Raw genomic sequence first — 1,879 nt, 5'->3', positions numbered from 1 at the left:
CAAGCCGCAGAGGTGACGGGGACGGCAGGGTCGTAGCACCGTCCGTCACGGATCAGGGCCCACAGGACGTTCACGCGTCGCCGGGCCAGGGCGAGGACGGCCTGGGTGTGCCGCTTGCCCTCGGCGCGCTTGCGTTCATAGAACCGGCGGGAGGCGTCGCAGGTGCGGATGCTGATGAGCGCGGAGGTGTAGAAGACGCGCTGCAGTCCGCGGTCGTAGCGGCGGGGCCGGTGCAGATTGCCGCTGACGCGGCCGGAGTCGCGGGGCACGGGAGCGATGCCGGCGAGGCTGGCCAGCCGGTCGGGGGTGCCGAAGCGGCGAAGGTCGCCGGCGGTGGCGGCCAGGAACTCCGCGCCCAGCAGCGGCCCGATGCCGGGCATGCTGCCGATGACCTCGGCGAGGTCGTGGGCGCGAAACCGGGCCCCGATGAGCTTGTCGATCTCGGCGATCTCCTCGGCCAGGTCCCGGACCTCCTTGGCCAGGGTGCGGACCACCTGGGCGGTGACCTTCTCCCCGGGCAGGGCGGTGTGCTGACGCTCGGCCGCGTCCAGGGCGGCCACGGCCAGGGCTTCGGCGCCGCGGACCTTGCGGCCTCGCAGCCAGGTCTCCAGACGCTTGCGGCCGAGTCGGCGCAGGGCGGCCGGGGTCTGGTAGCCGCTCAGCAGGGTCAGTGGGCCGAGGTTGCCCAGCTCCAGCTCTCGTTCCAACGCGGGGAAGATGCTGGAGAGTTGGCCGCGCAGACGGTTGATCTTCCGGGTGCGGTCGGCAACGAGGTCGGCCCGCCGGTTGGTGAGGACGCGCAGCTCGACGACCTGCTCGTCCTCTGGTCGCAGGATGGTCAGGTCGCGGCGCATCCGGGCCTGGTCGGCGATGACGGTGGCGTCCTTGGCGTCGGTCTTGCCGGTGCCCCGGTAGCCGGCGGAGGCTCGGTTGACCGCGAGGCCGGGTATGTAGACGAGCTGCTGGCCGTGGTTGAGCAGGGTATTGACCCACAGGGCGGCCATGCCGTCGGCGACGTCGACCGCCCAGACGACGTCCTCGTCCAGGGCCAGGACGTCGGCGAGCAGTTCCAACAGTTCCGGCTCGTCGTTCAGCACCCGCCGGGACAGCAGTCGATTGCCTTCGCTGTCCAGCACCACGGCGTGGTGGTGGGTCTTGCCGATGTCCGTCCCCGCCCAGATTCGGGCCACGGTTTCCTCCGGTCGTTCGATGTACACGTGCGTGCCGACAACGACCGCGCCGACGTGGTCCTACTCAGCGATGCACCCGCGGGGGCCCGCAGCTCCTAATCAGTGGCCGAGGTCGTCGTGAGACACCAGGTGGCCAGGTCAGGCGAACCATCGGGGGCAACCCTATGAAAGCCATACCCGGTGTCTCTGGGCCTCTGGACCTTACGACTGGCCCGTCCGACCCACGAACAAGGTAGGACCCTATGAGGGCCGGGCCCCCTTCCCTGCTCAGCCCGGCGGTGCCTACCGTCCGGATATGGAACGGGCTCGGGAAGGAGGCCCTCGATGTCTGTCCACGTCGGTATCGACGTGCACCGCAAGCGGTCACAGATCGCCGTGGTGGATCACGACGGCGCGGTGCAGGTCAACCGGAACGTGCCCAACGGGGTGGAACCGGTGCTGTCGGTGATCTGCCGATCGGGGCGCCGGTCGCCTTCGAGGCCGCCTACGGCTGGGGCCGGCTGGTCGAGCTGCTGGAGGACTACGGCTTCGAGCCGCACCTGGTGCATCCGCTGCGCTGCAAGGCGATCGCCTCCGCCCGGCTGAAGAACGACAAGGTCGACGCCGCGACCCTGGCCCAGCTGCTGCGGGCCGACCTGCTGCCGGAGGCGTGGATCGCCCCGCTTCAGGTGCGGCAGCAGCGGGCCCTG

At 70.5% G+C, this 1,879-nt stretch carries 1 protein-coding gene and 1 pseudogene; one reads left to right on the top strand and one right to left on the bottom strand.

What is annotated here, in order from left to right:
• On the bottom strand, positions 1 to 1,190 hold a 1,190-nt coding region (locus JL475_RS38770), incomplete at its 3' end, for an IS110 family transposase (RefSeq protein ID WP_202282890.1).
• Positions 1,191 to 1,729: 539 nt separating this feature from the next.
• Here JL475_RS38770 and JL475_RS38765 point away from each other — a divergent pair.
• A pseudogene (locus JL475_RS38765) lies at positions 1,730 to 1,879 on the top strand (IS110 family transposase); the annotation flags it as partial.

This window comes from Streptomyces sp. M2CJ-2, assembly GCF_016757295.1.
In the GTDB taxonomy this organism is placed as follows: domain Bacteria; phylum Actinomycetota; class Actinomycetes; order Streptomycetales; family Streptomycetaceae; genus Streptomyces.
Note: the sequence above shows the minus strand (reverse complement) of the source record. Positions and strands in the feature narration are given on the sequence as shown.